Origin of the sequence: Variovorax sp. V15 (assembly GCF_041154425.1) — a bacterium.
GTDB lineage: Bacteria > Pseudomonadota > Gammaproteobacteria > Burkholderiales > Burkholderiaceae_C > Variovorax > Variovorax guangxiensis.
In genome coordinates this window covers 4,731,320-4,757,894 of the sequence record NZ_AP028659.1, presented here as the reverse complement: position 1 = coordinate 4,757,894, position 26,575 = coordinate 4,731,320, and the positions used below count along the sequence as shown (strand labels likewise).

The 26,575-nt window shown below is 65.9% G+C and carries 25 protein-coding genes; 14 read left to right on the top strand and 11 right to left on the bottom strand.

Annotated features, from left to right (window positions below):
- Positions 1–34: 34 nt before the first annotated feature.
- A complete protein-coding gene (locus ACAM57_RS22590; protein WP_369659014.1) occupies positions 35–850 on the top strand; it encodes an SDR family NAD(P)-dependent oxidoreductase in 816 nt (271 codons plus the stop codon).
- Between the two features lie 39 nt (positions 851–889).
- Here ACAM57_RS22590 and ACAM57_RS22585 read toward each other — a convergent pair whose 3' ends face one another.
- The 3 genes from ACAM57_RS22585 to ACAM57_RS22575 all read right to left on the bottom strand — a co-directional run bounded on the left by ACAM57_RS22585 (position 890) and on the right by ACAM57_RS22575 (position 3,924).
- Positions 890–2,146 (bottom strand): serine hydrolase domain-containing protein, encoded by a 1,257-nt coding sequence (locus ACAM57_RS22585; protein WP_369659013.1) that lies wholly within the window; start codon positions 2,144–2,146, stop codon positions 890–892.
- 110 nt (positions 2,147–2,256) lie between these two features.
- On the bottom strand, positions 2,257–3,276 hold the full coding sequence (locus ACAM57_RS22580; protein WP_369659012.1) for a LuxR C-terminal-related transcriptional regulator: 1,020 nt from the start codon (positions 3,274–3,276) through the stop codon (positions 2,257–2,259).
- A 126-nt stretch (positions 3,277–3,402) separates the two neighbouring features.
- Positions 3,403–3,924 (bottom strand): hypothetical protein, encoded by a 522-nt coding sequence (locus ACAM57_RS22575; RefSeq protein ID WP_369659011.1) that lies wholly within the window; start codon positions 3,922–3,924, stop codon positions 3,403–3,405.
- Between the two features lie 292 nt (positions 3,925–4,216).
- On the opposite strand from ACAM57_RS22575, the gene ACAM57_RS22570 reads away from it, so the two are divergent.
- Entirely contained in the window at positions 4,217–6,610 is a 2,394-nt protein-coding gene (locus tag ACAM57_RS22570; RefSeq protein ID WP_369659010.1) for a DNA polymerase II, read from the top strand.
- A 90-nt stretch (positions 6,611–6,700) separates the two neighbouring features.
- Here ACAM57_RS22570 and ACAM57_RS22565 read toward each other — a convergent pair whose 3' ends face one another.
- The 3 genes from ACAM57_RS22565 to ACAM57_RS22555 form a co-directional block, all read right to left on the bottom strand.
- A complete protein-coding gene (locus ACAM57_RS22565; RefSeq protein WP_126024524.1) occupies positions 6,701–6,952 on the bottom strand; it encodes a hypothetical protein in 252 nt (83 codons plus the stop codon).
- Between the two features lie 39 nt (positions 6,953–6,991).
- Positions 6,992–7,126, bottom strand: a complete 135-nt coding sequence (locus ACAM57_RS22560; protein WP_256228313.1) for a hypothetical protein — start codon at positions 7,124–7,126, stop codon at positions 6,992–6,994.
- Between the two features lie 81 nt (positions 7,127–7,207).
- A complete protein-coding gene (locus tag ACAM57_RS22555) occupies positions 7,208–7,483 on the bottom strand; it encodes a hypothetical protein (RefSeq protein WP_126024525.1) in 276 nt (91 codons plus the stop codon).
- 377 nt (positions 7,484–7,860) lie between these two features.
- On the opposite strand from ACAM57_RS22555, the gene ACAM57_RS22550 reads away from it, so the two are divergent.
- From ACAM57_RS22550 to ntrC, 12 genes are all read left to right on the top strand, one after another.
- Entirely contained in the window at positions 7,861–9,456 is a 1,596-nt protein-coding gene (locus tag ACAM57_RS22550; protein ID WP_369659009.1) for a methyltransferase regulatory domain-containing protein, read from the top strand.
- Positions 9,457–9,518: 62 nt separating this feature from the next.
- Positions 9,519–11,255, top strand: coding sequence for a gamma-glutamyltransferase (gene ggt, locus ACAM57_RS22545; protein ID WP_369659008.1), 1,737 nt, complete (start codon positions 9,519–9,521; stop codon positions 11,253–11,255).
- Positions 11,256–11,315: 60 nt separating this feature from the next.
- Entirely contained in the window at positions 11,316–12,065 is a 750-nt protein-coding gene (locus tag ACAM57_RS22540) for a pseudouridine synthase (protein ID WP_369659007.1), read from the top strand.
- 112 nt (positions 12,066–12,177) lie between these two features.
- Positions 12,178–13,182: a YncE family protein gene (locus tag ACAM57_RS22535; RefSeq protein WP_369659006.1), complete on the top strand. Its 1,005-nt coding sequence runs from the start codon at positions 12,178–12,180 to the stop codon at positions 13,180–13,182.
- A complete protein-coding gene (locus ACAM57_RS22530) occupies positions 13,166–13,987 on the top strand; it encodes a polysaccharide deacetylase family protein (RefSeq protein WP_369659005.1) in 822 nt (273 codons plus the stop codon). The genes ACAM57_RS22535 and ACAM57_RS22530 overlap by 17 nt, the downstream gene beginning before the upstream one ends.
- Positions 13,988–14,012: 25 nt before the next feature.
- Entirely contained in the window at positions 14,013–14,987 is a 975-nt protein-coding gene (locus ACAM57_RS22525; RefSeq protein ID WP_184635868.1) for a sterol desaturase family protein, read from the top strand.
- A 50-nt stretch (positions 14,988–15,037) separates the two neighbouring features.
- Positions 15,038–15,925, top strand: a complete 888-nt coding sequence (locus tag ACAM57_RS22520) for an EI24 domain-containing protein (protein WP_126024532.1) — start codon at positions 15,038–15,040, stop codon at positions 15,923–15,925.
- Positions 15,922–16,722 carry a competence/damage-inducible protein A gene (locus tag ACAM57_RS22515; RefSeq protein WP_369659004.1) on the top strand — a complete coding sequence of 267 codons (801 nt, stop codon included), beginning with the start codon at positions 15,922–15,924 and terminating at the stop codon, positions 16,720–16,722. The genes ACAM57_RS22520 and ACAM57_RS22515 overlap by 4 nt, the downstream gene beginning before the upstream one ends.
- Positions 16,723–16,868: 146 nt before the next feature.
- The gene (gene glnA, locus ACAM57_RS22510; RefSeq protein WP_126024534.1) at positions 16,869–18,284 is read left to right on the top strand and encodes a type I glutamate--ammonia ligase; all 1,416 of its coding nucleotides are present in this window, start codon (positions 16,869–16,871) and stop codon (positions 18,282–18,284) included.
- Positions 18,285–18,448: 164 nt separating this feature from the next.
- Positions 18,449–18,964, top strand: a complete 516-nt coding sequence (locus ACAM57_RS22505) for a hypothetical protein (protein WP_184635873.1) — start codon at positions 18,449–18,451, stop codon at positions 18,962–18,964.
- A gap of 6 nt (positions 18,965–18,970) precedes the next feature.
- Positions 18,971–20,050, top strand: coding sequence for a nitrogen regulation protein NR(II) (gene glnL, locus ACAM57_RS22500; protein WP_126024536.1), 1,080 nt, complete (start codon positions 18,971–18,973; stop codon positions 20,048–20,050).
- 27 nt (positions 20,051–20,077) lie between these two features.
- Entirely contained in the window at positions 20,078–21,631 is a 1,554-nt protein-coding gene (ntrC, locus tag ACAM57_RS22495) for a nitrogen regulation protein NR(I) (RefSeq protein ID WP_369659003.1), read from the top strand.
- 45 nt (positions 21,632–21,676) lie between these two features.
- On the opposite strand, the gene ACAM57_RS22490 is transcribed toward ntrC, so the two are convergent.
- The 5 genes from ACAM57_RS22490 to ACAM57_RS22470 form a co-directional block, all read right to left on the bottom strand.
- Positions 21,677–22,192 (bottom strand): hypothetical protein, encoded by a 516-nt coding sequence (locus ACAM57_RS22490; RefSeq protein ID WP_184635877.1) that lies wholly within the window; start codon positions 22,190–22,192, stop codon positions 21,677–21,679.
- A 3-nt stretch (positions 22,193–22,195) separates the two neighbouring features.
- Positions 22,196–22,981, bottom strand: coding sequence for an exodeoxyribonuclease III (xth, locus tag ACAM57_RS22485; protein ID WP_369659002.1), 786 nt, complete (start codon positions 22,979–22,981; stop codon positions 22,196–22,198).
- A gap of 120 nt (positions 22,982–23,101) precedes the next feature.
- Positions 23,102–23,323 carry a helix-turn-helix domain-containing protein gene (locus tag ACAM57_RS22480; RefSeq protein ID WP_369659001.1) on the bottom strand — a complete coding sequence of 74 codons (222 nt, stop codon included), beginning with the start codon at positions 23,321–23,323 and terminating at the stop codon, positions 23,102–23,104.
- A 635-nt stretch (positions 23,324–23,958) separates the two neighbouring features.
- The gene (locus tag ACAM57_RS22475; RefSeq protein WP_369659000.1) at positions 23,959–24,876 is read right to left on the bottom strand and encodes an MBL fold metallo-hydrolase; all 918 of its coding nucleotides are present in this window, start codon (positions 24,874–24,876) and stop codon (positions 23,959–23,961) included.
- A 203-nt stretch (positions 24,877–25,079) separates the two neighbouring features.
- Positions 25,080–26,567 carry a catalase gene (locus ACAM57_RS22470; protein WP_369658999.1) on the bottom strand — a complete coding sequence of 496 codons (1,488 nt, stop codon included), beginning with the start codon at positions 26,565–26,567 and terminating at the stop codon, positions 25,080–25,082.
- Between the last annotated feature and the right edge of the window lie 8 nt (positions 26,568–26,575).

Genomic DNA, 26,575 nt, shown 5'->3' with positions numbered 1-26,575 from the left:
TTCAAAGCAAGCAAGCAATCAAGGAAACACACATATGAAACTCGGTTTGGACTCACAGGTCGCGCTGGTGACCGGCGGCGGCCAGGGCGTGGGCCGCCAGATCTGCATCGAACTCGCACGCGAAGGCGCGCGCGTCGTGGTCAACGACCTGTTCCCCGAGCGGGCGCAGGCCGTGGCGCGCGAAATCGAGGCGCAGGGCGGCAAGGCGCTGGCAGCGCCCGCCGACATCACGCAGGCCGAGCAGGTGCAGGCCATGATCGATGCCGCCGCGCGGCACTTCGACGCGCCGGTGCAGATCCTCGTGAACAACGCCGGCATCATTCCCGAGCGCCGCGAGAAGGGCGGTCGCACGCCGGCCTTCGTCGACATGCCGGTGCCCGACTGGGCCAAGATCGTCAACCTCAACGTGTATGGCACCTTCCACTGCTGCCACGCGGTGCTGCCCGGCATGGTTGCGGCCAAGCGTGGGCGCATCGTGAACATCATCTCGGAGGCCGGCCGGATCGGCGAGGCCAACATGGCCGTGTACTCCGGCGCGAAGGCCGCCATCGCGGGCTTCGCCAAGGCTTTGGCGCGCGAGCACGGCCGCCACGCGGTCACGGTCAATTCGATCGCCCTCGGCGCGGTCTCGCACGAAGGCATCAAGGACGGTCCGCTGCATCCCGACGCAACAGTGCAGAACAACGAACTGCTCGCAAAGATGGTGAACCTCTATCCGATCTCAAAGGGCGTCGGACGGCTGTCCAGGCCGGACGACGTCTCCGGCCTGGTCGCGTTCCTGGCATCCGATCGCGCGTTGTTCGTCACTGGCCAGACGATCGGGGCATCGGGCGGTTTCGCGATGATTTGAAGTGGTTGCCGCAAACAGCGCTCATTCCTATGCGGTCCTCTATCTGGATGGCTTCCAGGCCGAGACCGCCTGCAGGAAGGCGCGCGTTTCGGCATAGGGCTCGTCGCGGCCCGGCGGCATGTAGCTGAGCTTCACGACCACCGTGCGGGTGGCCGGGTCGACGTACGTGTACTGGCCTTGCAGCCCAAGGGCGTAGTACGCGCCGGTGCTCGGAAAGGTCCACCACTGGTAGCCGTATCCGCCGTTCGGCGAGTCGCTGCCGGGCACCGAGGCCGTCGCCGCCTTGACCCACTTCTCGGGAATGATCTGCTTTCCGTTCGCCCGGCCGTTGTTCAGGAAAAGCAGTCCCAGGCGCGCCCAGTCCCTCGCGGTTGCATTGAATCCCGCCCCGGTGAACTCGCGGCCGACGCCCGGGCCGCCGTCCATGATGAAGAAGCCGTTGCTCTCCGCGCCCAGAGGCTCCCACAGTTTCTCGCTCATGTAGCCCGCAAAGGTGGCGCCGCTGACGCGTTCGACCAGCCAGCCGAGCACGGCCGTGTCGATCGTCTTGTAGGCGAAGTGGCTGCCCGGCGGATGCGCACGCCCGATGGTCGTGGTGACATCCGCGAAGCGCGAGGTGTTTCGCACGAGCGACGACATGTGGTTGCTCGCCGCGATGCCGGGATTCTGGAAGTCGTACCGCTCCTCGTAGTCCACCCCGGACCGCATCTCCAGCACCTGCCGGATCGACACGTCCCTGTAGGCGCCGCGCGCGAGCTCGGGGAGGTACTTGACGATCGGATCCTCGATCGAGGCGATGCGTTTCTCCTCCAGCGCGATGCCGACCAGGGTGGAGACGATGGATTTCGTCATGGACCAGCCCATGAACCGCGTGCTGTCGTCGCAAAGGTTGCGGTAGTTCTCGTAGACGATGGCGCCGTCCTTGATGACCACAAGGGCGTTGGTGTAGGTGCGGTCGAGGAAGTCCTCCGGGGTGCGGGCGGCGCCTGCGAACTCGTAGCGGAAGTTCAGCGGCGCGTCGTTGCGCGGAATGGCCCATGTCGCGCGCCGGTGGGTGACTTCCCGGGTGTCGAAGATCCGGTCCATCGAGCGGAAGGTCAGCGCGTTGATGCCCGGGTTCAGCATCTGCCAGCGCACTTCCTGGAGCGCGACGGGAACAGAAGAAGCCGGCGCGCCCGCGGGCGGGGGCGGCATCGGTTGCGAATGGGCGGCGCAGGCAAGCAGTGCCAGGCCGCATGCGGTTGCGAGTCCGCGCGCTCGCAGGCTGGCGGCCATGGTTTGGAAGCCGAGTCTCATTGGCGAATTCCTTGGGTGTAGTGCCCGCTCTCGCAGGCTGAGCTTTGGAGCCGGCAGCGTAGCGAGCGGCCTTCGCGGTCAGGCCTCTGCAAATGAGGAGGGGCGGGAAACTACGGGGCCTCGCGCGTGCCAGGGCCCAGGGCGGACAGAAGCTCGATCTTGTTGCGCACGCCCAGGGCGGCGTACACGTTGCGCAGGTAGGTGCGCACTGTCGCGGGGCTCAGATCGAGCCGCTCGGCAATCTCCTTGTAGGAGCGGCCCTCGGCGTACAGGGTGGCGGCCCGGCGTTCGCGCGGGGCGAGTGGATCGCCGGGGCTTCGGTCTTCGAGCACCAGCGCGAGCAGGCGACCGCAGGGCGCGATCGACACGCGATCCGAGCGGCCCATCGCGACGGAGCACGGCGCCTGGCGGGCCAGGTCCGCGATGTTGGGAGGCAGCATCGTTCCCTGCCAGTCCGGATGGGCCCGATGGAGGACCTGGCCCAGCCTTGCGCCCAGGTAGAGCAGGCGGCCTGCGCCATCGGCGAACGCATACGCGCTCCACGCGCGGCCCGGCACGGCGCCTTGCAGGCCGTCGAGCACATCGCGCCAGTGCTGCACGAGGTGGCGCGTGAACTCGCCGAAGATGACGGCCTCTTCATCGCGGAAAGCCGAGTCGGCACCGCGGCGGTAGATCGATACGAAGAACAGCAGCCCGCTCGCCGGCAACTCCAGCGTGATCGCCATGGCGTGATGGAGGCCGTGCCGCTTGCAGAACGCGTCGACCGTGCTCCCCGGCGCATGCCTGCCGTCGCCCGAGCCGCCGCGCAGCACCACGCCGCAGTGTGCAATGGACGCACTGGCGAACTCGTCCGCGTCGGCGAGCGCATTCCACTCCTGCGCGAAGCTGGCGCTCAGCCCGATGCTGCCGTGCAGCCAGTTCCTGGGCGGGCTGCCGTCAGAGCCGGGCGAGACTTCTCCCCACCATGCCGAGTCGAAGGGAACCAGGCTTTTCAGCACCAGAAGGGCCTCGCGGTGCATGTCCTGCGCATTGCCGGAACGAGCGAGGGTGACCAGGGCCAGAAGGCACATCCCGAAATCCCTCAGGGTGGCCAGGCCGGACTCCGCCGGTATGCTCTCCAGCGTGCGCATGGTGGATGGTGCTTGCGCGGTCATGCGGGCGAAACCGGGTGTTGGTCGGAAAAAGTGTATCTGCCAAGACTGCGGGGCTTCTTGCCGGATACGTCGAGCGCGCGGTCAGTCGGCGGCCTCGGCCGGTCAGGGCGCGAACACCTCCGGATGGGTATGGCGCCAGGCACCGATGCAGCCGATCAGGCAGACGGTGTGGCTGATCATCGTGCGCTCGCGCCCCTGGCCGGCGAACGTGATCGCGATGTTCAGGTGTTCTTTGCGCCAGGCCAGCACCCTGCCGGAGAACCCGGGCCGCTCATGCTCCTCGTCCAGGTCGGGTGGGCCGTGCGCGTCGATGCAATCCTGCGGCGTCGAGCCGATGGCGAGGCCCATAGGAAGAGGGCCGGAAAACGGCGCCTTGATCCTGTCGTCCGATCCGGGCGCGAGAAGCTCCACGGAGCCGACGATCCATGCTTCGTCCTCGGGGTGGTTCGATCCCGTCAGTCCGTTCAGTTTTTGCGCCTGGTAGATGTCGATGCGCACGGACGCCCTGGGTATCCAGATGATCTCCTCGCTCGAGGAGAAGGCACCCGGACCGGAAACCCTCTTGACGCCCAAGGAGCCCAGTACCTCGCGAACCTTCTTACTGTCGAAAGGCTGGCCGATCATTGCGATCAGCCGTTCTGATATTTCTTTCACTCGAGAGACCTCTGCTTCGTACGTTGCGATGGGCCGATGCCCAAGAGACGGCGCGGCATGATATGTGATCGAGCCATGCGGGAGCTTCGGGGTCGGGCGCAAAGCCATGACAAGATGGCCGCCGCCCGGCCGACATCGGCGGATCCAGTCTTTTCCAAAGGTCGAGGCAGGCGCGCAGCCCCGGCCAAGGTTCCGCGGAACGTGGCGATGGCTGCGCAAGAATCGGGCGTGACCGAGTCCGCCCTTCTTTCTTCGAACCCCCATGTCTCACCCTCCCGCGGCTTCCACCGAACTCAAGGGATTCATCCTCACCCGCCACTGGCGTGACGCACCCGCCGGCACCGAGATCGAGTACTGGCTGGCCACGGATGCAGGACCGGTGAAGGTGCTCCTGACCTCCCAGGCCTGCGTCGCGTTCGTCGCCGCCCGGCACCGCGCGGCAGTGGAGGCGCAGCTTGCCGCCATGCCAGGGATGGAGATTCGCGAGCTCGACCTGAAGACCTTCGGGCAGGAACCCGTCGTCGGTGTCTATGCGAGGCACTTCCGGCAGCTGGGCCGGTTGGCGCGTGCGCTGCAGCCGCAAGGCGTTCCTGTGCTCGAAGCGGACGTGCGTCCGCACGACCGCCATCTCATGGAGCGCTTCATTACCGCCGGCGTGCTCGTGGAAGGAGAGCGGGCAGGCCGCGCCACCATCGTAGACGGCAAGCTCAGGCCCGCGCCAGAGTTCCGCCCGGCGCTGAAGGTGGTGTCGCTGGACATCGAAACCAGCCAGCACGAAGCGCTCTATTCCATTGCGCTGGACGGCCTTCCGCAGCGCGTGGTCTTCATGCTGGGCGAGCCGCCATCCGGGCGGGATGAGCCTGCGGACTTCTCTCTCGTCTATTGCCCGACCCGCAAGGCCATGATCGAGAAGCTCAACGAGTGGTTCGAGAGGAACGATCCGGACGTCATCGTCGGCTGGAGCGTCATCCAGTTCGACCTGCGGGTGCTGCAGAAGACGGCCAACGACTGCGGGACGCAACTGCTTCCCGGACGGGAGCGAGGCGCCATCGACTGGCGCACCCATCCGGGCAAGCAGGGCTATCTGTTCGCGTCAGTGGCCGGGCGGGTGATCGTCGATGGCATCGAGGCACTGCGGGCCGCGATGTGGAGCTTTCCTTCCTTCAGCCTGGAGAGCGTCTCGCAGGCGCTGCTCGGCGAAGGCAAGGCCATCGGCGACGAGTACGACAAGATGGCCGAGATCGAGCGGCGCTACCAGGAGGACAAGCCCGCGCTCGCGCACTACAACATCCGTGATTGCGAGCTCGTCCTGCGCATCTTCGAGAAGGCGAAACTGCTGCAGTTCGTGCTGGAACGAGCGCAGACCACCGGCCTGCAGATCGACCACTTCGGCGGCTCCATCGCGGCGTTCAGCCACCACTACCTGCCTCGCATGCATCGCCTGGGCTACGTGGCGCCGAACGTGGGCGAGATCCCGAGCAAGGCCTTTCCCGGGGGCTACGTGATGGACTCGAAGCCGGGGTTCTACGACTCCGTCGTGGTGCTGGACTACAAGAGCCTCTATCCCTCGATCATCCGCACCTTCCTCGTCGATCCCGTGGGCCTGGTGGAAGGCTCCGGTGCCGGCGCCGCCGACCCGGCCGCGGTCGTGCAGGGCCCCCAGGGGACGACCTTCTCGCGCACGAAGCACTGCCTGCCGGAGATCGTGACCACGCTCTGGCGCGCGCGTGACGAGGCCAAGCGGGCCGGGAACGAACCGCTGTCGCAGGCGCTGAAGCTGCTGATGAACTCGTTCGCCGGCGTGCTGGGCGCGTCGGAGTGCCGCTTCTTCAATCCCAAGCTGGTGTCGGCCATCACTCTTCGGGGCCACGAGATGATGAAGCTCACGCGCGAGTTCGTGGAACGCCGGGGCTACGAGGCCATCTACGGCGACACCGACTCCATCTTCATCTGGCTCGGGCGCACCCACACCAACGAGGAGGCGCATGCCGTCGCGGCGGGCCTCGTGAAGGACATCAACGGCTGGTGGACGCGCACCCTGCGCGAGACGCACGGACTCGAGAACTTCCTCGAGATCGAGTTCGACACCCACTACAGCAAGTTCTTCATGCCCACCATCCGCGGCTCCGACGTGGGCAGCAAGAAGCGCTATGCCGGCCTGGGCAAGGACGCCGCGGGCAAGGAGGAAATGATCTACCGCGGCCTGGAGATGGCTCGCAGCGACTGGACCCCGCTGGCGCGGCAGTTCCAGGAGGGGCTGCTCTCGCGCATCTTCCGCGGCGAGCCCTACGAGGAGTTCGTGAGGGAGTACGTGCGCTCGACGCTGTCAGGCGGCCAGGACGAACTGCTCGTCTACAGGAAACGCCTGCGCCATCGCCTGGATGCCTACCTCGTCAACGTGCCGCCGCAGGTGCGCGCCGCGCGCCTGGCCGACGAACACAACGACCGGCTTCATCGGCCCAGGCAATACCAGAACGGCGGCTGGATACGGTACGTCATGACGCGCAACGGTCCGGAACCGATGGAGGCCCTCCACTCCCGGATCGATTACGACCACTACCTGAGCCGGCAGCTGCAGCCGATCGCGGATGCCATCCTGCAGCCCATGGGAGAGAGCTTCGCCGCGCTGACGAGCTCGCAGCAGCATCTTTTCTAGCCCGGCAGAGGGGGCAGTCGCCGGGTCTTCTCAGGTTTTCAGCAGCGAGCCCCGAAAGCAGACGTGCTTGCGGACGTCTGCAGCCTGCCGCTACCGCAGTGCGACCTCGGCTCCATCGGCGGCCACCATGACGCCGGGCGAAGCTTCGTCGATCTCGATGCGCACGCCCATGTGTTTCGTCGCGCTCATGTCCCGCTCGCCAGGAATGGTCATGAGCTCCAGGCAATGGACGTATTCGGCGCGCAGTGCCGGGCTCAGCACGAACTTCTGGGGATAGGCGTTGTTGTTGGCTCTCCAGTGCTCGGAGAGCTTTTCGGTCATCTGCAGGTAGAGGGTGGTCATCCGGGGATTGTCGCGGCGCCGCGGCCACCCGGATTCAGCTCAATAGCACTGGAACAGCACACCCTGCTCCGCGGGTGCCCTGCCAAGCCAGCGCGGCGTCTTGTCGCGCGCATCGCAGTAGTCGGAGGCCTGGACATAGGTCATGGCGCGCAGCACGCCTTCGCGGACTTGCATCACTTCGTTGGGTGGGGTCGAGCAGCCGGCCAGGACCAGGAGAGCAAGCGGAAGCAGTGTGCGCCAATTCATCGGGGCATTCTAAGACCGCGGATCGTTGGAGCTGCGCCCGCGCTCGGGGTAGAGATACTTGAAGTATTCGCCGGAGCGGCCGAACAGTTGCCGCGCCAGCTGGACCGGATCTTCGCCCTTGTGCTTCTCGTAGAGCACGGGCCCCCAGATGATGAAGCCGTCGATGCTGAGGCTCTTCGGGGAGGGCTCGATGGCCTTCCACGCATGCGCGAACTTCGAGATCCAGGCCAGCGCATCCTTGAGCGCATGATTGGGTGGGGCGGGTGTTTCTTCGGTTGGCGGCATGGCGTGCATCCTGGCTGAAAAGACTGTACAAATATACAGTAAACTATGCCCACCGAAAACAAGCTGTTCACAAACGGGCTTGGCGGCTCGATGACTGTCCGGCATGTCCATCCGGTTTTCTGATTTCTCCTTGACGGGTAAACCGTCCCCCGCCGGTCAACCTGAGCGGGGGCCTTGATGCATTGCCAAGCAGATAGGCATTTCAAGCCCAGCCTCGTGCTGGGCTTTTTTTTATGCGGGCGGCACCCGTGTGCGGCCCCGTGAAGCCGCGCTTCTTTTTGCCTGGGCGCAAGGCTATAGTCGGCAGGCACTGTCACATTGCAGTCACTGCAATCTCCCGCTCTCGCCCGCCTGCCCAGATCCCGAAAAGGACGCCCGTGCCGGATTCCCTGACCTCCGAGTTGACCAGCTACTACGACACGGTGCCCTATGACTCGCATCCGTTCCCGCAATCGGCGATGGAGCACCTGGAAGCGCTGGCCTTTCTCTTCGGTCTCGACGTTCCCCCTCCCGCAACGGCCCGCGTGCTCGAACTCGGCTGCGCCGCCGGCGGCAACCTGATTCCCTTCGCGGCACGCCATCCCCAGGCGCGCGCGGTCGGCGTCGACCTGTCGACCGTGCAGGTGGCGCAGGGCATGGCGGCCATCGCGCGTGCGGGGCTCTCGAACATCGAGCTCAGGGCTTTCAATCTCGCGGACATCGATGCCTCGTTCGGCCAGTTCGACTACATCGTCTGCCACGGCGTCTACAGCTGGGTGCCGGCCCCGGTGCAGGAGGCGATCCTGCGCATCTGCGCCGAGAACCTCGCACCGGACGGCGTTGCCTACGTCAGCTACAACGTGTACCCCGGCTGGAAGGCCCGCGAGATCGTGCGCGACGCGATGATCCTGCGCGGCGGCCCCCGCGACTCTCCCGACGAAAAGCTCTCCTATGCCCGCGGCATGCTCGACTTCCTCGAGCAGTCGGCCCGCGCCGACAGCGTGCTCAAGAAGACGCTCGAAGAGGCGATGCCCATCGTGCGTAACGCCAACAGCTCCTACCTGCTGCACGAGTTCCTCGAGCCCTGCAACGCGCCGTGCTATTTCAAGGAGTTCGTCGCGCGCGCGGAGGCCTGTGGCCTTGCCTATCTTTGCGATGCCGAGCCGTCGACGATGTTCGTGCAGAACTACGGCGAGAAGGTGCGCGATCCGCTGCTGCGCGAATGCGGCGGCAGCCAGGTGCTCATGGAGCAGTACCTCGACTTCCTGGTCAACCGCACGTTCCGGCAGACGCTGCTGGTGGGGCAGTCGCATGCCAGGGACATCCGCTACAAGCTGCAGCCCGGGCGCATCCGCCAGCTCGAACTCGCCGGCATGTTCAAGACCGAGGACGGCACCGCGCTCTCGCTCGACGCGCGCGAGCAGCCCTGCAATGCGCAGCGCGGCCTCAAGGTCACGATGCGGCTGCCGGTGCACAAGGCGGTGGCGCATCTGCTCGACACGCGCTATCCGGCCTCGATGTCCGCCGGGGCCCTCATCGGGGCAGTGGCCGGGCTGGTGGGACAGCCCGTAGCGGCGGTCGAGCCGGCCGTGATGGCCATGGTCGAGGAACTGCTGATCCTCGGCGCCTTGCGCTTCAGGCGCTCGCCGGTGCTCACGGCCGATGCGATTTCCAGCCTGCCCCAGGCGCTTTCCGCGGTGCGGGGCTCGGTGGCCCTGGTGGCGGGCGCCAGCGTCACGGCCAGCACCTGCAACCAGTGGCACGAGCACGTGACGGTGTCGCTGCTCGAACGCAGCCTGCTGCCGCTGCTCGACGGCACCCATTCGCACGAGGCGCTGGCAGAGCATCTCGAAGCCGAGGTGCGCAGCGACCGGCTGCGCTTCGTCAAGGACGACAAGCCGCTGACCGACCCGGCGGCCGTCCGGGAGTTCGCGCGCCAGCAGGTCGCGATCGCGCTCGACGCATTGCGCCGCAAGGCGCTGCTGACGGCCTGACCTTATCGATCGGCAAGACACACACATCAGATTCTTCAACACGCTCTAGAGGAGACTTCAACATGCAACAAATCCACTGGACTCCCAGGCTGAGGGGCGCCGTCGCGGCGGTGCTCGCGCTGGCCGCGGCCGGCGCGTCGAACGCCGCTTCTGTGGCGCCCGTCGCGGCCGAGAACGGCATGGTCGTGAGTGCCCAGCACCTGGCCACCAAGGTCGGCGTCGACGTGCTCAAGCGCGGCGGCAACGCGGTCGATGCGGCGGTGGCCGTGGGCTATGCGCTGGCGGTGGTCTACCCCGCGGCCGGCAACCTCGGCGGCGGCGGTTTCATGACCGTGCAGCTGGCCGACGGCCGCAAGACCTTCCTCGACTTCCGCGAGAAGGCACCTCTGGCCGCCACGGCCAACATGTACCTCGACAAGGACGGCAACGTCATCAAGGGCCTGAGCACCAAGGGCCACCTTGCCGTGGGCGTGCCGGGCAGCGTCTCGGGTATGGAATACGCGCGCGAGAAGTACGGCACCATGAAGCGCGGCGACCTGCTCGCCCCGTCGATCCAGCTGGCAGACAAGGGCTTCGCGCTGCAGCAGGGCGACATCGACCTGCTCGCCACCGCCACGGCCGACTTCAAGGAAGACCCGGCCACGGCCGCCATCTTCCTGAACAAGGGCGAGCCCTACAAGGTGGGCGACAAGCTGGTGCAGAAGGACCTGGCCAGGACCCTGCGCGAGATCAGCGCCAAGGGCACCGACGGCTTCTACAAGGGCTGGGTCGGCAATGCCATCGTGGCCTCCAGCCAGGCCGGCAAGGGCCTGATCACGCAGGCCGACCTCGACCAGTACAAGACGCGCGAAATGGCTCCCGTGGAGTGCGATTACCGCGGCTACCGCGTGGTGTCGGCGCCCCCCCCGAGCTCGGGCGGCGTGATCATCTGCGAGATGCTCAACATCCTCGAGGGCTATCCGCTCAAGGACCTGGGCTACCACTCGGCACAGGCCGTGCACTACCAGATCGAAGCCATGCGCCACGCCTACGTGGACCGCAACAGCTACCTGGGCGACCCCGACTTCGTGAAGAACCCGCTCGAGCGCCTGCTCGACAAGGGCTACGCCGAGAAGATCCGTGCCGTCATCGATCCGAAGAAGGCCGGCGTCTCCAAGGACATCAAGCCCGGCGTCGCGCCGCACGAAGGCAGCAACACCACCCACTACTCGATCGCCGACAAGTGGGGCAACGCGGTCTCGGTGACCTACACGCTGAACGACTGGTTCGGCGCCAAAGTCACGGCCGCCAAGACCGGCGTGCTGCTGAACGACGAGATGGACGACTTCACCTCGAAGGTGGGCGTGCCCAACCTCTATGGCCTGGTGCAGGGCGAGGCCAACAAGATCGAGCCGGGCAAGCGCCCGCTGAGCTCCATGAGCCCGACCATCGTGTCCAAGGACGGCAAGCCGGTGATGGTGGTCGGCACCCCGGGTGGCAGCCGCATCATCACCGCGGTGATGCTGACCATGATCAACGCCATCGACTACGGCATGAACGTGCAGGAGGCCGTGGACGCGCCGCGCTTCCACCAGCAGTGGCTGCCCGACGTCACCAATGTCGAGACCTACGCGCTGAGCCACGACACGCGCAAGATCCTGACCGACATGGGCCACAACCTGGGCGTGCCGCAGCCGGCCAACCACCTGGCGGCGATCATCGTCGGCGCGCCTTCGCTGGGCGGCAAGCCGGTGGGCAACAACCGCTTCTACGGCGCCAACGACCCCCGCCGCAACACGGGCCTGGCGGCAGGGTACTGATCCTGCGGCAAACTCGAAGGCGGTCGTGCCCTGGCGGCGCGGCCGCTTTTTTCTTTTCCCATGCATCTGCAAGACATCCTCTACACCCAGGGCTTCGGCACGCGCCGCGTGTGCGCGGGGCTGGTCCAGCAAGGCCACGTGAGCATCGGCGGCGAAGTGGTGGACGACCCGTTCGCCGACCTGGAACCCGAAGGACTCCACTACATCGTCCAGGGCACCCCGTGGGAGTACCACGAGAAGGCCTACCTGATGCTGCACAAGCCCGCCGGCACCGAGTGCTCGCAGAAGCCCTCGACCTATCCGAGCATCTACACGCTGCTGCCGTCACCGCTGCGGCTGCGGCCCAACAAGGGCGCGGTGCAGGGTGTGCAGGCCATCGGCCGGCTCGACCAGGACACCACCGGCCTGCTGCTTCTGACCGACGACGGCCAGTTCATCCACAAGATGGGCTCGCCCAAGCACCACGTGCCCAAGGTCTACGAGGTGACGGCCAAGCACCCGGTGGACGAGGCGCAGATTGCGAAACTGCTGGCCGGCGTGGTGCTCGACGACGATCCGAAGCCGGTGCGCGCCGCCGCCTGCGAATCCGACGGCCCGCTGCACCTGCGGCTCACCCTCACCGAGGGCAAGTACCACCAGGTCAAGCGCATGCTGGCCGCGGTCGGCAACCGGGTGGAGGGGCTGCACCGCTCGCGCATCGGCGAGCTGGCGCTGCCTGCCGAACTCGCGCCCGGGCAGTGGCGTTGGCTGACCTCCGACGAGGTGGCGGGCCTGCGTGCGCCGGCCAAACCCGCCAAGGCGTTGAAATAGAAGGGAAAAACGCGAGGAAAACGCTGAGAAACGGGGGAAAACGGCACGGTCCCGGTCAGCCAGTCTTAAGGGCCGGCCGTTAACATTCCGAACTCTCTCCCGGAACATTCCCTTGCGACTCCCAGCCCGACCGAATGGCCGCCTCGCGGCTTTCCTGCTTGCCTGCATGACGGCCTTCGCGGCCCATACCGCCGCTGCAGCGCCAGAACCCCCTCCGATCTTCGTGCTCAACTCGCTGGACGCGAACGTGAGCGTGATCAATCCCGTCGACTGGACGGAAAGGCAGCGCATTCCCACCGGCAAGGAGCCGCACCACATCTACATGACGCCAGACGAGAAGTCGGTCATCGTGGCCAATTCGGCGGGCGACTCGCTCACTTTCCTGAACCCCCGCACGGCCGAAGTGCAGCGGGTGGTCTACGGCATCATCGATCCGTACCAGCTGCAGTTCTCGCGCGACATGAAGTGGTTCGTCACGGCCGGCAACCGCCTGAACCACGTCGACGTCTACCGCTGGGACGGCAAGGACCTGAAGCTGGCCAAGCGCATCGCCAGCGGCAAGACGCCCAGCCATATCTGGATCGACAACACCAGCACCATCGCCTATGTGACGATGCAGGACAGCGACGAGATGATCGCCGTCGACCTGCCCACCCAGACCATCAAGTGGCGCACCGCCACCGGCGCCATGCCGGCCGACATCTTCGGCGTGCACAACGACAAGACGCTGCTCGTGGGCCTCACCGGCAGCGACGGCGTGCAGGTGTTCGACGTGGCCGGCGCCGAGCCGAAACTGGTCGGCAAGATCCCCACCGGCAAGGGCGCCCACGCCTTCCGCTCGGCCGGCGACGGCAAGAGCGTGTTCGTGAGCAACCGCGTGGCCAACAGCATCAGCCGCATCGACCTGGCGACGCTGAAGGTGGTCGCCACCTACCCGGTGCCCGGCGGTCCCGACTGCATGGACGTCTCGGCCGACGGCAAGACGCTCTACGTGACGTCGCGCTGGGCCAAGAAGCTGAGCGTGGTCGACCTAGCCAGCAACAAGGTCGTGCGCCAGGTCAACGTCGGCCGTTCGCCTCACGGCGTGTGGACGCTGGACCATGCCAGGCGCATCTAGGCGCGCCGGCCTGGCCGTCGCGGCTTCCATGGTCGCGCTGGCGGCGGTGCCGTCTCCCGGCGCCTGGGCGGCGCAGGAGCCCCCCGCCTGCGAAAAGCCCGTCTACCTGACCTTCGACACCGGCCACATGGGCATCGCGCCTCTGGTGGCCGACGTGCTCAAGCGGCAGGACGTTCGCGTCACCTTCTTCGCCGCCGCCGAGCGCACTCAGACCGACGGCGACAGCCTCGACGACCACTGGGCGCCGTGGTGGAAGGCGAGGGCGGCCGAGGGCAACGAATTCGGCTCCCACACATACGACCACGCCTACTGGCGCGCCGACGTGAAGGGCGCGCCGCCGTCCTTCCGCATCAAGCCCTCGGCCGGTCCGCAGAACGGCAAGGAATCGACCTGGAGCGCGGCCGAGTACTGCGCCAACATAAAAAAGGCTTCCGACCGGCTGGCGGCGGTCACCGGAAAGAAGCCACTGCCGCTGTACCGCGCGCCGGGCGGCAAGACCTCGCCCGCACTGCTGGCTGCGGCCGAAGGCTGCGGCTACAAGTACGTGGGCTGGGCGCCCGCCGGCTTTCTCGGCGACGAGCTGCCGAGCGAGAAATTCAGCAACGCGAAGCTGCTCACGCAGGCGCTGGACACCATCCGCCCCGGCGACATCCTGCTCGCGCACCTGGGCATCTGGTCGCGTAAGGACCCGTGGGCTCCGGCCAACCTCGAGCCGCTGATCGTCGGCCTGAAGGCCAAGGGTTTCTGCTTCCGCACGTTGCGCCAGCATCCGGACTTCAAGGCCTGGATCGCCTCCCATCCTTGAACGACTGAACGACGAGTTTCTGACCGTGATCGACTGGCTGACAGACGCCTTTTCCGCCATGCAGGGCTGGTTCTTCGAAACCGCCGTGCAGCCGCTGGTCTACGCCGTGGGGCTGGGCGGCTGGACGGAGGACGCCTTCGACGCCACCGGCTGGCTGCTGGTGGGCATGATCCAGATCCTGGTGCTGCTGGCCATCATCGGGCCGCTGCAGCGCTGGCGTTCGGCGGAGCCGGTGGTCGACCGCCACGCGATCCGCATCGACGTGCTCTACACGCTGATCCACCGGCTGGGGTTGTTCCGGCTGGCGATGTTCTTCACGCTGCAGCCTTTCTTCGACGACGCCATGGGCGTGCTGCGCACGGCGGGGTGGGGCACTTTCCACCTCGACGAGGTGTGGCCGGGCGTCACCGACATTCCCTGGGTTGCCTTCGCCATCTACCTCGTGGTGCTCGATTTCGTGGGCTACTGGATCCACCGGGGCCAGCACCAGTTCAACTGGTGGTGGGGGCTGCATTCGCTGCACCACTCGCAGCGCCAGATGACGATGTGGAGCGACGACCGCAATCACCTGCTCGACGACATCATCCACGACGCGCTGATCGTCATCGTCGCGCAGCTCATCGGCGTGGCGCCGGGGCAGTTCATCGCGTTCGTCGCCTTCACCCAGCTCAGCGAGAGCCTGCAGCACGCCAACCTGCGGCTGAGCTTCGGCGCCATCGGTGAGAGGCTGTGGATCAGCCCGCGCTTCCACCGGCTGCACCACAGCATCGGGCTGGGCCACGAATCGAACGGCCCCACCACTCTCGGCGGCCACAACTTCGGCGTGCTGCTGCCTTGGTGGGACATGCTCTTTCGCACCGCCAACTTCGATAACCGCTACGACCCGACCGGCATCCGCGACCAGGTGGAGCCCCGTGCCGACGGCCGCGTGCGCGACTACGGCCGCGGCTTCTGGGCGCAGCAATGGCTGGGACTGAAGCGAATGGTCGGTCGCGGTTGAGGGGCTCCGGGCCCTGAACCGCGCGCCCGAGGCGTTATCCTCGCTGCCTCATGCGCCTGCTCCTCGACTCCTTCTGGCGCGCGGTCGCCTATTGCATGCTGCCGCGCGTGATCGTGCTGTCGCTGCTGCCGCTGGGGCTCATGATCGTGCTGGCCGCGGCGCTGGGCTACTTCTACTGGGACGCGGCCGTGGTCTGGACGCGCGGCGCGCTCGACGCCTGGCCGCTGCTGTCGAGCTTCTGGTCGTGGCTCGGCCGTCTCTTCTCCGGCGATGTCACTTCCGTGCTGGCATCGCTGGTCGTGGTGTTCGCCGCCACGCCGGTGATCGTGGTGGTCTGCCTGCTGATCGTGGCCGGTTTCATGGCTCCCGCGTTGACGAAGCTGGTCGGCGAACGGCGTTTTCCGGGGCTGGAGCAGAAGAAGGGCGCTTCCTTCCTCGGCAGCGTGGCGCGCTCGCTGGCCGCCACCGTGCTGGCGGTGATCGCGCTGGTGGTGTCGATGCCGCTGTGGCTCATTCCTCCGCTGGTGCTGATATTGCCGCCGCTGATCTGGGGCTGGCTCACCTACCGCGTGATGAGCTTCGACGCGCTGGCCGAGCATGCCAGCCCCGAGGAGCGCGCCGCGCTCATCCGAGCGCACCGGGTGCCGCTCTTGTGCATCGGCGTGCTGTGCGGCTACCTGGGCGCCGCGCCCAGCATCGTCTGGGCGTCGGGCCTGCTGTTCGCCGCCGCCTTCTTCGTGCTTGTGCCGATCGCCATCTGGATCTACACACTGGTTTTCGCCTTCTCGGCGCTCTGGTTCGCCCACTACTGCCTCGACGCGCTCGCGCAGCTGCGCGCCCGGCGCGCGGCGGCGGAAGCATCCGCGGCCGGCGGCACGCCCGCCATCGAGGCCGATGAAGCCAGCAAGGCCGCTCTTTCCCAATGGGGTTCTCCATGACTCGCGCATTCGGTCTCATCGTCGTCGGCGACGAGATCCTCTCCGGCAAGCGTGCCGACAAGCACATGTCCAAGGTCATCGAGCTGCTCGCCGCCCGCGGCCTGCAGCTGGGCTGGGCCGAATACGTGGGCGACGAGCCCGCCCGCATCACGGCGGCGCTGCAGCGCGCCTTCGCCTCGGGCGACGTCGTCTTCTCGACCGGCGGCATCGGCGCCACGCCCGACGACCACACCCGCCAGTGCGCGGCCAGGGCGCTGGGCGTGCCGCTGGCGCTGCACCCCGAGGCCGAGCTGCTGATCCGCGAGCGCATGCAGGACACCGCGCGCGAGCAGGGCGTGCCCTACGAGCCCGACCGGGCCGACAACGTGCACCGGCTCAACATGGGCGTGTTTCCACAGGGGGCCACGCTCATCTACAACCCGTACAACAAGATTCCGGGCTTCAGCGTGGGCGACGTGCACTTCGTGCCGGGCTTTCCCGTCATGGCCTGGCCGATGATCGAATCGGTGCTCGACGGGCGCTACGCCAGCCTGTTCGCCAGCAATGCCGTCGCCGAGAAGTCCGTGATCGTTTTCGGTGCCATGGAGGCCACGCTGACCCCCCTCATGGAAGCCATCGAGGCCACCCATGCCGGCGTCAAGGTGTTCAGCCTGCCCAGCGTCGATCACCCGACCTACGGCCGCCACATCGAACTGGGCGTCAAGGGCGACGCGGGCCGGCTCGACGCCGCCTATGCCCAGCTCATCGAAGGTCTGCACACTTTTGACGCCAAGCTTGGCCCTGAATTGGTGCGATAAAAATCAATGCACCAAAATAGTGAATTTCCGCCTTCATTTGGGTTCCACGGCGGTCATCGAAGCCTCATCCGGCGAGGCGACAATGGCACAGAAACTGCATCCCACGTCCCTGTATTCCTAACCACCATCCAACTCAGGAGAAACTGATGGCAAAGACCGTCGCCGATGTACTCAAGCTCGTCAAGGAAAACGAGGTCAAGTTCGTCGACTTCCGCTTCACCGATACCCGCGGCAAAGAGCAGCACGTGACCGTGCCGGTCTCGGCTTTCGACGAAGACAAATTCACCTCGGGCCACGCATTCGACGGCTCGTCCATCGCCGGCTGGAAGGGGATCGAAGCTTCGGACATGCAGCTCATGCCCGACCCGAACACCGCCAACATCGATCCGTTCTTCGAAGAGACGACGATGATCCTGACCTGCGACGTGATCGACCCCGCCGACGGCAAGGCCTACGAACGCGATCCGCGCTCGCTTGCCAAGCGCGCCGAGGCGTACATGAAGGCATCGGGCCTGGGCGACACCGCCTACTTCGGTCCGGAACCCGAATTCTTCGTGTTCGACGGCGTGCGCTGGAAGAACGACATGTCGGGTTGCTTCGTGAAGATCGAATCCGAAGAAGCCTCGTGGAACACCGACAAAGAGTTTGAGCACGGCAACAGCGGCCACCGTCCCGCGGTCAAGGGCGGCTACTTCCCGGTTCCCCCGGTCGACAGCTTCCAGGACATGCGCTCGGAAATGTGCCTGGTGCTCGAATCGCTGGGCATCCCGGTCGAAGTGCATCACCATGAAGTGGCCAACGCCGGCCAGCTCGAGATCGGCACCAAGTTCAGCACGCTGGTGCAGCGCGCCGACTGGGTCCAGCTGCAGAAGTACGTGATCCACAACGTGGCCCACGCCTACGGCAAGACCGCCACCTTCATGCCCAAGCCCGTCGTCGGCGACAACGGCTCCGGCATGCACGTGCACCAGTCGGTCTGGAAGGACGGCAAGAACCTGTTCGCCGGCGACGGCTATGCAGGCCTCTCGGACTTCGCCCTGCACTACATCGGCGGCATCATCAAGCACGCCCGTGCCCTGAACGCCATCACGAACCCCGGCACCAACAGCTACAAGCGCCTGGTCCCCGGCTTCGAGGCCCCGGTGAAGCTGGCCTACTCGGCCAAGAACCGCTCGGCATCGATCCGCATTCCGTTCGTGGCCAACCCGAAGGGCCGCCGTGTCGAAGCGCGCTTCCCCGATCCGCTGATGAACCCGTACCTCGGTTTCGCGGCCCTGCTGATGGCGGGTCTCGACGGCGTGGAAAACAAGATCCATCCGGGCGAAGCCGCCAGCAAGGACCTGTACCACCTGCCGCCGGAAGAAGACGCGCTGATCCCGACCGTCTGCCACAGCCTCGACCAGGCCCTGGAAAACCTGGACAAGGACCGTGCGTTCCTGACCAAGGGCGGCGTGTTCACCGATGCCTACATCGACGCGTACATCGACCTGAAGATGCAGGAAGTCACGCGCTTCCGCATGGCGACCCATCCGGTCGAGTTCGACATGTACTACTCCCTGTAATCGGTTCCCCCCAGACTGCATGCGCCTTCCTCACGGGAGGTGCAGGCCTGATGGGTCATGAAGGACGGCTCGGCCGTCCTTTTTCTTTTGGGTGGAACATCTGGTCACTTTTGCCGTCGAATTGCACGAAAATGCGCCTTTGTCGCCGCTCTCCACCGATACACATGAAGACTGCTTCCCTCATTTTCCTGGCTGGTTCATTGGTCGCGTTGCCGGCGCTTTCGCAGGAGCGCGTCTGGCGCTGCGGCAACGAATACACGAACAACTCCACCATCGCGCAGCAGAAGGGCTGCAAGGTGATGGAAGGCGGCAACGTCACGGTGGTGCAGGGCACGAGGGCTTCGGGCGGCGGTTCCGCATCTTCCTCTTCGGGTGGTGGCTCCTCGGCGGCGCGTTCACCGGCCGGCAGCCCCCGCGTGGAAGGCGTCGACCAGCGTGCCCGTGACGGCGAGGCGCGCGCGGTGCTCGAGGCCGAGCTCAAGAAGGCCGAGGCGCGGCAGGCCGAGCTGCAGAAGGAATACAACAACGGCGAGCCCGAGAAGCAGGGCAGCGAAGGCCGCAATTACCAGAAATACCTGGACCGCGTCGCCGAGATGAAGGCCGAGCTGGCGCGCAACGAGAGCGACATCGCCGGCATCCGCCGCGAGATCGCCCGGCTGCCCGCCAAGCAGCCTCAGTAAGACGCCATGGTGTTCGGAAAGAAGGCGGCCGGCGCCAATTCGCGCTTCCAGTCCTTCGACCTGCTGTCCACGCTGATCGCGGTGGTCGACAGCAAGGGCTCGGTACTGTTCGCCAACGCGGGGCTCGAGGACGCGCTCGGCACATCGCGCCGCACGCTCGAAGGCTCCCAGTTCGGCGCGTGCTTCCACGAGCCGCAGGTGCTGCGCACGGCCATCGACGGCGCGAGCAGCAACGACTTCGCCACGCTGCGCTACGAAGCCTTCCTGCGCCGCGTGAACCACGAGCTGATGCCGGTGCAGGTTTCGCTCGCGCACGGCGAGAAGAAGGGCGAGCTCATCATCGAAATGTCGCCGCTGGAGCAGCAGGTGCGGCAGGACCGGGAGGAGCGGCTCATCGACCAGGCGCAGGCGAACAAGGAGCTCATCCGCAATCTCGCGCACGAGATCAAGAACCCGCTGGGCGGCATCCGCGGCGCCGCGCAGCTGCTGCAGATGGAGGTCGAATCGCGCGACCTCGTCGAATACACCCAGGTCATCATCCACGAGGCCGACCGGCTGCAGACGCTGGTCGACCGGCTATTGGCGCCGCACCGACGCCCGCACGTGGTGGGCGACGTCAACATCCACGAAGTCTGCGAGCGGGTGCGCTCGGTCATCCTTGCGGAGTTTCCGCGCGACCTGCACATCGAGCGCGATTTCGACGTTTCCATTCCCGAGTTCCGCGGCGATCGCGAGCAGCTCATCCAGGCCACGCTGAACATCGCGCACAACGCGGCGCAGGCGCTGGCGGAGCGCCGCGCCGCCGGTGACGCGCAGATCACTTTCAAGACGCGGGTGGCCCGCCAGGTGATCTTCAACAAGCAGTGGTATCGACTGGCACTGGAATTGCATGTAATCGACAATGGACCGGGTGTGCCGGACACGATCAAGGACCGCATCTTCTATCCGCTCGTATCGGGCAGGGAAGGCGGGACCGGGCTGGGATTGACGCTCGCGCAGACTTTTGTGCAACAGCATCACGGCGTGATCGAGTGCGACAGCGTCCCGGGCCGAACCGATTTCAAGATATTGATACCGCTGCCCTAGCGCAGCCACCGGCAACAGAGGAGATGCATGAAGCCGATCTGGATAGTTGATGACGACCAATCGATTCGCTTCGTGCTCGAGAAGGCTCTGCTGCGCGAAGACCTGCCCACGCGCAGCTTCACCAACACGCGCGAGGTTCTGGCGGCACTCGAGCAGGCCGCCGACGATGACCAGCTCGCGCCCCAGGTCCTGGTGAGCGACATCCGCATGCCCGGCGGTTCCGGGCTCGACCTGCTCGACAAGATCAAGGCCCTGCACCCGGGCCTGCCCGTCATCATCATGACGGCGTTCTCCGACCTCGACAGCGCCGTCTCGGCCTTCCAGGGCGGCGCCTTCGAATACCTGCCCAAGCCCTTCGACCTGCCGCGCGCGGTCGAGCTCATCCGCCGCGCGGTCGACGAAAGCCAGCGCGAGGAAGTGGCCGAGGAGCGCATGGTCGCTGCGCCAGAGATGCTCGGCCAGGCGCCCGCCATGCAGGACGTGTTCCGCGCCATCGGGCGTCTTTCGCAGAGCAACGTCACGGTGCTCATCACCGGTGAATCGGGCTCGGGCAAGGAGCTGGTGGCGCGCGCGCTGCACAAGCACTCGCCGCGCGCCAACGGCCCCTTCGTGGCCATCAACACCGCCGCCATCCCCAAGGACCTCTTGGAGAGCGAACTCTTCGGCCACGAGCGCGGCGCCTTCACCGGCGCGCAGACCATGCGCCGCGGCCGCTTCGAGCAGGCCGAGGGCGGCACGCTCTTCCTCGACGAAATCGGCGACATGCCCTTCGACCTGCAGACGCGCCTGCTGCGCGTGCTGAGCGACGGCCATTTCTACCGCGTGGGCGGCCACAACTCGGTGAAGGCCAACGTGCGCGTCATCGCGGCGACCCACCAGGACCTGGAGCAGCGCGTCAAGCTCGGCGGCTTCCGCGAAGACTTGTTCCACCGCCTCAACGTGATCCGCCTGCGCCTGCCGGCGTTGCGCGAACGCGGCGAGGACGTGCCCGCGCTCACGCGCCACTTCCTGCAGGTGAGCGCGCGCCAGCTCGGCGTGGAGCCCAAGCGCATCTCTGATGCTGCATTGGCGAAGCTCGCGGCATTCAATTTCCCGGGCAACGTGCGCCAGCTGGAAAACATCTGCCACTGGCTGACGGTGATGGCACCGGCCCAGCTGATCGAGGCGAAGGACCTGCCGCCCGAAGTGATGATGGCGGGCGGCACCGGTGCCGAAGCGCATGTCGTGGCCGACGCGCCGTTCGTCGCATCGACGCCCGTGGCGGCACAGCCTGTGCCCTCACTGCCGGTGGCCGGCGGCGAGGCGGTGTCCTCCGCGCTTGCCGTCTCCGAACACGCCGAGACTCATGCTCCAGCAGCGAGCACCACCAGCAGCTGGGAAGGCGGCCTGGAAGCCGAGGCGCAGGCCCTGCTGGCTGCCGGCCGCACCGACGTATGGGACGTGCTTTCGCGCCGATTCGAGTCGAGGCTGATCCTCACCGCGCTGGCCAACACGCGCGGCCGCCGCATCGAGGCGGCGCAGAAACTCGGCATCGGGCGCAACACCATCACCCGAAAGATCCAGGAACTCGGCATCGAATGAAAAAGGCCCCTTCAGGGCCTTTTTTCTTTCTTCCGCTTCGCTCTTTCAGCGGCTGCGCTGCCCCTGCGTCAGCGAATCGATCTGGAACTTGTCGCTGCGGTCCCAGAGCCAGGTGTCCACGTAGGTGTGGCCTCCGAGCTTGCCCGGGTTGGGCAGGGGAGAGGCGGCCTTGATCATCTCCGCGATCATCGGCGCCACCTCCGGCGCATGGCTCGGCGTTCGGCTGAAGGTGACGTTCACCACCTTGCCCGTCGCGTCGATGTCGGTCTCGACCACCACCACCGCATACACCAGCGGCGGCAGCTTGCCCTTGTAGATGCGGCTTGCGTACTTGTTGTAGATGTGTCGCGCGCCGATCTTGCGGTAGGCGCGCACCGCGGGCGTCTGCGCGGTGATGAGCCGCACGGTCGGCACCTCGCGGCCGTCGGTCGTGGTCTCGCCGGTGGAAGAGGGCGGGGTGCCCTTGTTGTCGCCTTCCTCCGCCTTGTCGGCCGGCTTCAGCAGCGAACAGGCCGAGAGCATCAGCGCGACGGCGGCCACTGCCAGTTTGCGCGCGGCCATGGCCTAGGCCCCCAGGTCCAGGTCGAGCACCACCGGGGCATGGTCGCTCGGTTTTTCCCACTTGCGCGGCACGCGGTCGATGATGCAGCCCTTCACGCGCGGCACCAGCGGCTCGCTCACCAGGATGTGGTCGATGCGCAGGCCGCGGTTCTTCTGGTAGCCCAGCATGCGGTAGTCCCACCACGAGTAGCTCTTCTCGGGCTGCTCGAACATGCGGAAGCTGTCCTTCAGGCCGAGATCGAGCAGCGCCTTGAAGTGGTTGCGTTCTTCGGTCGTGTGGTGGATGGTTTCCTTCAGGCCCACGGGGTCGAAGCTGTCGCGGTCTTCGGGCGTGATGTTGAAGTCACCCAGCAGCACGAGGTTCGGGTTGGCCGCCAGTTCCTGCCGCAGCGCGTCGCGCAGCGCGTCGAGCCACTTCATCTTGTATTCGAACTTGTCCGTACCCGGCGCCTGGCCGTTGACGAAGTAACCGTTGACCACGCGCAGCGGACCCGACGGTGTCTCCACCGTGGCCGCGATCACGCGCGACTGGTCGTCGCTGAAGCCGGTGATGTTCTTCACCACGTCGCCCACCGGCGCGAGGCTGAGGATGGCAACGCCGTTGTAGGTCTTCTGGCCGAACACCGCGGCCTCGTAGCCGGCCGACTTGAGCACGTCGAGCGGGAATTTGTCGTCCGTCATCTTCAGCTCCTGCAGGCACAGCACGTCGACAGGGTTGGCGATGAGCCAGTCGAGCACGTGCTGCAGGCGCGCGGTGAGGGAGTTGACGTTCCAGGTGGCTATTTTCATGTGGGAAAAAAGTCTTTTCAGATCAATAACTTATGGCGTTGATCTTGAGAATTCGAGGGCTGACTACCCGGCTGGCTACCCGCAATTCAAGGCGTTGCCGAAGCGCAGGACCCTGCCATCCTACCCAGCATCGGCCGGCTCGCGCGCCTTGAGAAATTCGGAAACACTCTCTGCGGTGACGCGGCTGCCGCGTTTCCCAACCTTGACCAGGGTGAGGTGCTTGTCGCGGATCAGCCGGTAGACCGTCGAGCGCGACACGTCGAGCATCTGCGCGACGCGGTTGACGTCGAAGGCGCAGAGCCTGTTGCGCTTCGAGTTCGTCCTCCGCGCAGATGAGCTCAAGCGCGTGGAGCTCTCCGACCCGCACGCTTTGACGTCCAAAACCGGTCGCGGTCTTATCCAGCGTCAGTTCGACTTCATGACCCGAGCCGACGGAGTCATTCCGGATTGCGCGCTGGCATCGGACTTGTCGCGCGCGTGCCGAGCGAAGCTTCGTGCGCGGGTTCTGGGCGATACGTCTGCGTTCGCTGACTCACCAACGAAGTTCGCCTCGAATCGCCGCCAAGTCTTGGCCGTAGCTGGATCGACATCGCTAGTCCGGCCGATGCCAAGACCCAGCGTTTGGCCGTTCTAACGGTCCGCAACGTGCTGCGCCATGGTGTCGGATTCAAGGCCCATCCGAAGCTGTGGGAGCGCCTCAAGGAGCACGCCGAAGCGCACGGCCAGGCAGCACCTCGCGAATAGAGAGAGCACATCAACCCCGTCGGTGGTCCTGACTGCCACTCGACGGGTTCTAGGCCTCGGTCGAAGCTGCAATTCCCTATGAAAAGGGATCTCCCATTCGCTTGTGCGGAGCAACCGTGCTCAACCGAATCAAATTGCAGAAACCTCGCTTCGAAAGTGGCACGCGTGTTTAAGTGCCAAGCGCGGCATCGCGCAGGTCGACAGCGGCTTTGAAATGCGCTGCTGCCGCGCGATCAATAGTCCCAGATGATCGGTACCCAGCGAAACGCCTCGCCATCGACCGCGACGTGGCCCAGCGAGGGGAACGGCAGGTGGGCGGCAACCAGCAGCCCCCCGGTTTGCGCTAGTTCCTGGAAAAGGCGCATGCGAACACGAGCAGCCTCCTCGGGGTCGTGCTCGAAACCGTTTTGCCAGTCGGGGTGATCGAATCCGACCGGAAACACGGCGTCGCCGGCGAAAGTCAGCCGTTCACCGCCTGACACCAGGTCGACCACGCTGTGCCCAGGAGTGTGGCCGCCGGTGTGGCGAACGATGACACCCGGCGCAACTTCACGCGTGTCCTCGAAGGTCTGCAGCTTGTCGCGGTATTCCTCGTAGAAGCTCCTGGCAGTCGACCGCAGCACCTCGGGCACCGGGTTCGGCATGACGGTGCGAGTGAAGTCGGGCGAGGTCCAGAACTTGACCTCGGCCGCGGAGACATGAATGCGCACGTCCGGGCGCAGGCGCTCCTTGACGCCCGGAACCAGCAGCCCGCCCACGTGGTCCATGTGCATGTGAGTCAGGATCACATCGGTGACGGACTCGAGCGCGATGCCGGCGGCTTCGAGTCGCTGGGGGAACTGACCGGCACGCGGGAAGCCCGAGAACTGACCGCCCAGACCAGCGTCGATGAGGATGGTCTGGTCGCCGCTGCGGGCCACCATCACGTTCAGCGGCCAGTCGTACTTGTCGGGTGGCATGAACATGTCGCTGAGCCAATTCGCAAGATCGGCGGGGGTTGCATTGGTGGCCATCGTCGAAGTAGGCAGCGGCAGCACGCCGTCGCTGACCACCAGCGCATCGATCTCGCCGACTTTCAAGGCATAGCGGGACGGCACAAGCTCTTCGAACTTCTTGGTACCCGATTGCTGGGTTTCATCTAGGGAAAACATGGCGGAATCTCCAAAAGAGGTAGCTCGATCACTCGAGCCGAGCCAGCCCGGGGCTGGCAGGACGTGCCGTTCAACAGTGGGGTTGTCGGGCGCGGATCACGACACGAGGCCGCATGTCGCCAAGAGTAGGCAGGACAGGACCGAGGCGGTAGGCATGCACAAGGGCACACGGTGGTGACTGAAACGCACCAAACACGTCATCCTCAGGTTGCGGATCCTTGCGCCGAACGCGTAGCCAGTCCCAGCGCGTTCGCAACGCCCGCGCCGTAGGCCGCATCCGCTCTGGCGCAGTTGTCGACGTGCCTGCGCTTGATGAACTCCGGTGCATCACCCATGGCCCTTGCGGTGTTCTCGAACAGCACCAATTGCTGCGCAGGCGTCATCAGACGGAACAGGTCACCGGGCTGCTTGAAGTAGTCGGCGTCGTCTTCGCGAAAGTTCCAGAAGTCGGCATCGCCGCGCAGCCTGAGGGGAGGCTCGCGATAGCCGGGCTGTTCCTGCCACTGGCCGAAGCTGTTGGGCTCGTAGTGGGGCAGGCCGGCGTAGTTGCCGTCGACGCGTATCGCGCCGTCCCGATGATTGCTGTGCACGGGGCATCGCGCGGCGTTCACCGGGATCTGGTGGTGGTTCACGCCCAGCCGGTAGCGCTGCGCGTCGGAATAGGCAAACAGGCGCGCCTGCAGCATCTTGTCAGGGGACACCCCGATGCCCGGGACGAGGTTGTTGGGCGCGAAGGCGCTTTGCTCCACGTCGGCGAAGAAGTTCCCGGGATTGCGGTTGAGCTCCATGACGCCCACCTCCACTAGGGGGCAATCCTTCTTCGGCCAGACCTTGGTGAGGTCGAAGGGGTGGTACGGCACGCTCTCGGCATCGGCCTCGGGCATGACCTGGATGTACAGCGTCCATCGGGGGAAGTCCCCGCGTGCGATCGCATCGAAAAGATCGCGCTGGTGGCTCTCGCGGTCCGCACCCACGAGGCTCGCGGCCTCGGCATCGGTGAGGTTCCTGATGCCCTGCTGCGTCTTGAAGTGGAACTTGACCCAGAAACGCTCGTCGCGCGCGTTGACGAAGCTGTAGGTGTGCGAGCCGAAGCCGTGCATGTGGCGGTAGCTCGCCGGAATGCCGCGGTCGCTCATCACGATGGTGACCTGATGCAGTGCTTCGGGCAGCAGCGTCCAGAAGTCCCAGTTGTTGGTGGCGCTGCGCATGTTCGTGCGCGGGTCGCGCTTCACGGCCTTGTTGAGGTCGGGAAACTTGCGTGGATCGCGCAGAAAGAACACGGGCGTGTTGTTGCCCACCAGGTCCCAGTTGCCTTCCTCGGTATAGAACTTGAGCGCGAAGCCGCGGATGTCGCGTTCGGCATCGGCCGCGCCGCGTTCGCCGGCCACGGTGGTGAAGCGCGCGAACATCTCTGTTTTCTTGCCGACGGCGCCGAAGAGCCTGGCTCGGGTGTACCGGGTGATGTCGTGCGTGACGGTGAAGGTGCCGAATGCGCCCGAGCCTTTGGCATGCATGCGACGCTCGGGAATGACCTCGCGGTTCAGGTTGGCGAGCTTCTCGATGAGCCAGACATCCTGCATGAGCAGCGGGCCGCGCGGTCCGGCCGACAGGCTGTTCTGGTTGTCGGCCACGGGCGCGCCGAAGGCGGTGGTCAGAGGAGTCTTGTTCGACTGCTCGGGTGGGGTGTTCATGGAAAGAC

Excerpts from the sequence above, each read along its gene's own strand:
- xth (WP_369659002.1), bottom strand. The coding sequence starts at position 22,981 with ATGAAAATAGCCACCTGGAACGTCAACTCCCTCACCGCGCGCCTGCAG.
- glnA (WP_126024534.1), top strand. The coding sequence starts at position 16,869 with ATGGCAAAGACCGTCGCCGATGTACTCAAGCTCGTCAAGGAAAACGAG.
- ACAM57_RS22490 (WP_184635877.1), bottom strand. The coding sequence starts at position 22,192 with ATGGCCGCGCGCAAACTGGCAGTGGCCGCCGTCGCGCTGATGCTCTCG.
- ACAM57_RS22575 (WP_369659011.1), bottom strand. The coding sequence starts at position 3,924 with ATGATCGGCCAGCCTTTCGACAGTAAGAAGGTTCGCGAGGTACTGGGC.
- ACAM57_RS22560 (WP_256228313.1), bottom strand. The coding sequence starts at position 7,126 with ATGCAAGTCCGCGAAGGCGTGCTGCGCGCCATGACCTATGTCCAGGCC.
- ACAM57_RS22555 (WP_126024525.1), bottom strand. The coding sequence starts at position 7,483 with ATGCCGCCAACCGAAGAAACACCCGCCCCACCCAATCATGCGCTCAAG.
- ACAM57_RS22520 (WP_126024532.1), top strand. The coding sequence starts at position 15,038 with ATGCGCCTGCTCCTCGACTCCTTCTGGCGCGCGGTCGCCTATTGCATG.
- ggt (WP_369659008.1), top strand. The coding sequence starts at position 9,519 with ATGCAACAAATCCACTGGACTCCCAGGCTGAGGGGCGCCGTCGCGGCG.
- ACAM57_RS22590 (WP_369659014.1), top strand. The coding sequence starts at position 35 with ATGAAACTCGGTTTGGACTCACAGGTCGCGCTGGTGACCGGCGGCGGC.
- ACAM57_RS22585 (WP_369659013.1), bottom strand. The coding sequence starts at position 2,146 with ATGAGACTCGGCTTCCAAACCATGGCCGCCAGCCTGCGAGCGCGCGGA.
- ACAM57_RS22470 (WP_369658999.1), bottom strand. The coding sequence starts at position 26,567 with ATGAACACCCCACCCGAGCAGTCGAACAAGACTCCTCTGACCACCGCC.
- ACAM57_RS22505 (WP_184635873.1), top strand. The coding sequence starts at position 18,449 with ATGAAGACTGCTTCCCTCATTTTCCTGGCTGGTTCATTGGTCGCGTTG.
- glnL (WP_126024536.1), top strand. The coding sequence starts at position 18,971 with ATGGTGTTCGGAAAGAAGGCGGCCGGCGCCAATTCGCGCTTCCAGTCC.
- ACAM57_RS22515 (WP_369659004.1), top strand. The coding sequence starts at position 15,922 with ATGACTCGCGCATTCGGTCTCATCGTCGTCGGCGACGAGATCCTCTCC.
- ntrC (WP_369659003.1), top strand. The coding sequence starts at position 20,078 with ATGAAGCCGATCTGGATAGTTGATGACGACCAATCGATTCGCTTCGTG.
- ACAM57_RS22475 (WP_369659000.1), bottom strand. The coding sequence starts at position 24,876 with ATGTTTTCCCTAGATGAAACCCAGCAATCGGGTACCAAGAAGTTCGAA.
- ACAM57_RS22530 (WP_369659005.1), top strand. The coding sequence starts at position 13,166 with ATGCCAGGCGCATCTAGGCGCGCCGGCCTGGCCGTCGCGGCTTCCATG.
- ACAM57_RS22565 (WP_126024524.1), bottom strand. The coding sequence starts at position 6,952 with ATGACCACCCTCTACCTGCAGATGACCGAAAAGCTCTCCGAGCACTGG.
- ACAM57_RS22580 (WP_369659012.1), bottom strand. The coding sequence starts at position 3,276 with ATGCGCACGCTGGAGAGCATACCGGCGGAGTCCGGCCTGGCCACCCTG.
- ACAM57_RS22540 (WP_369659007.1), top strand. The coding sequence starts at position 11,316 with ATGCATCTGCAAGACATCCTCTACACCCAGGGCTTCGGCACGCGCCGC.
- ACAM57_RS22570 (WP_369659010.1), top strand. The coding sequence starts at position 4,217 with ATGTCTCACCCTCCCGCGGCTTCCACCGAACTCAAGGGATTCATCCTC.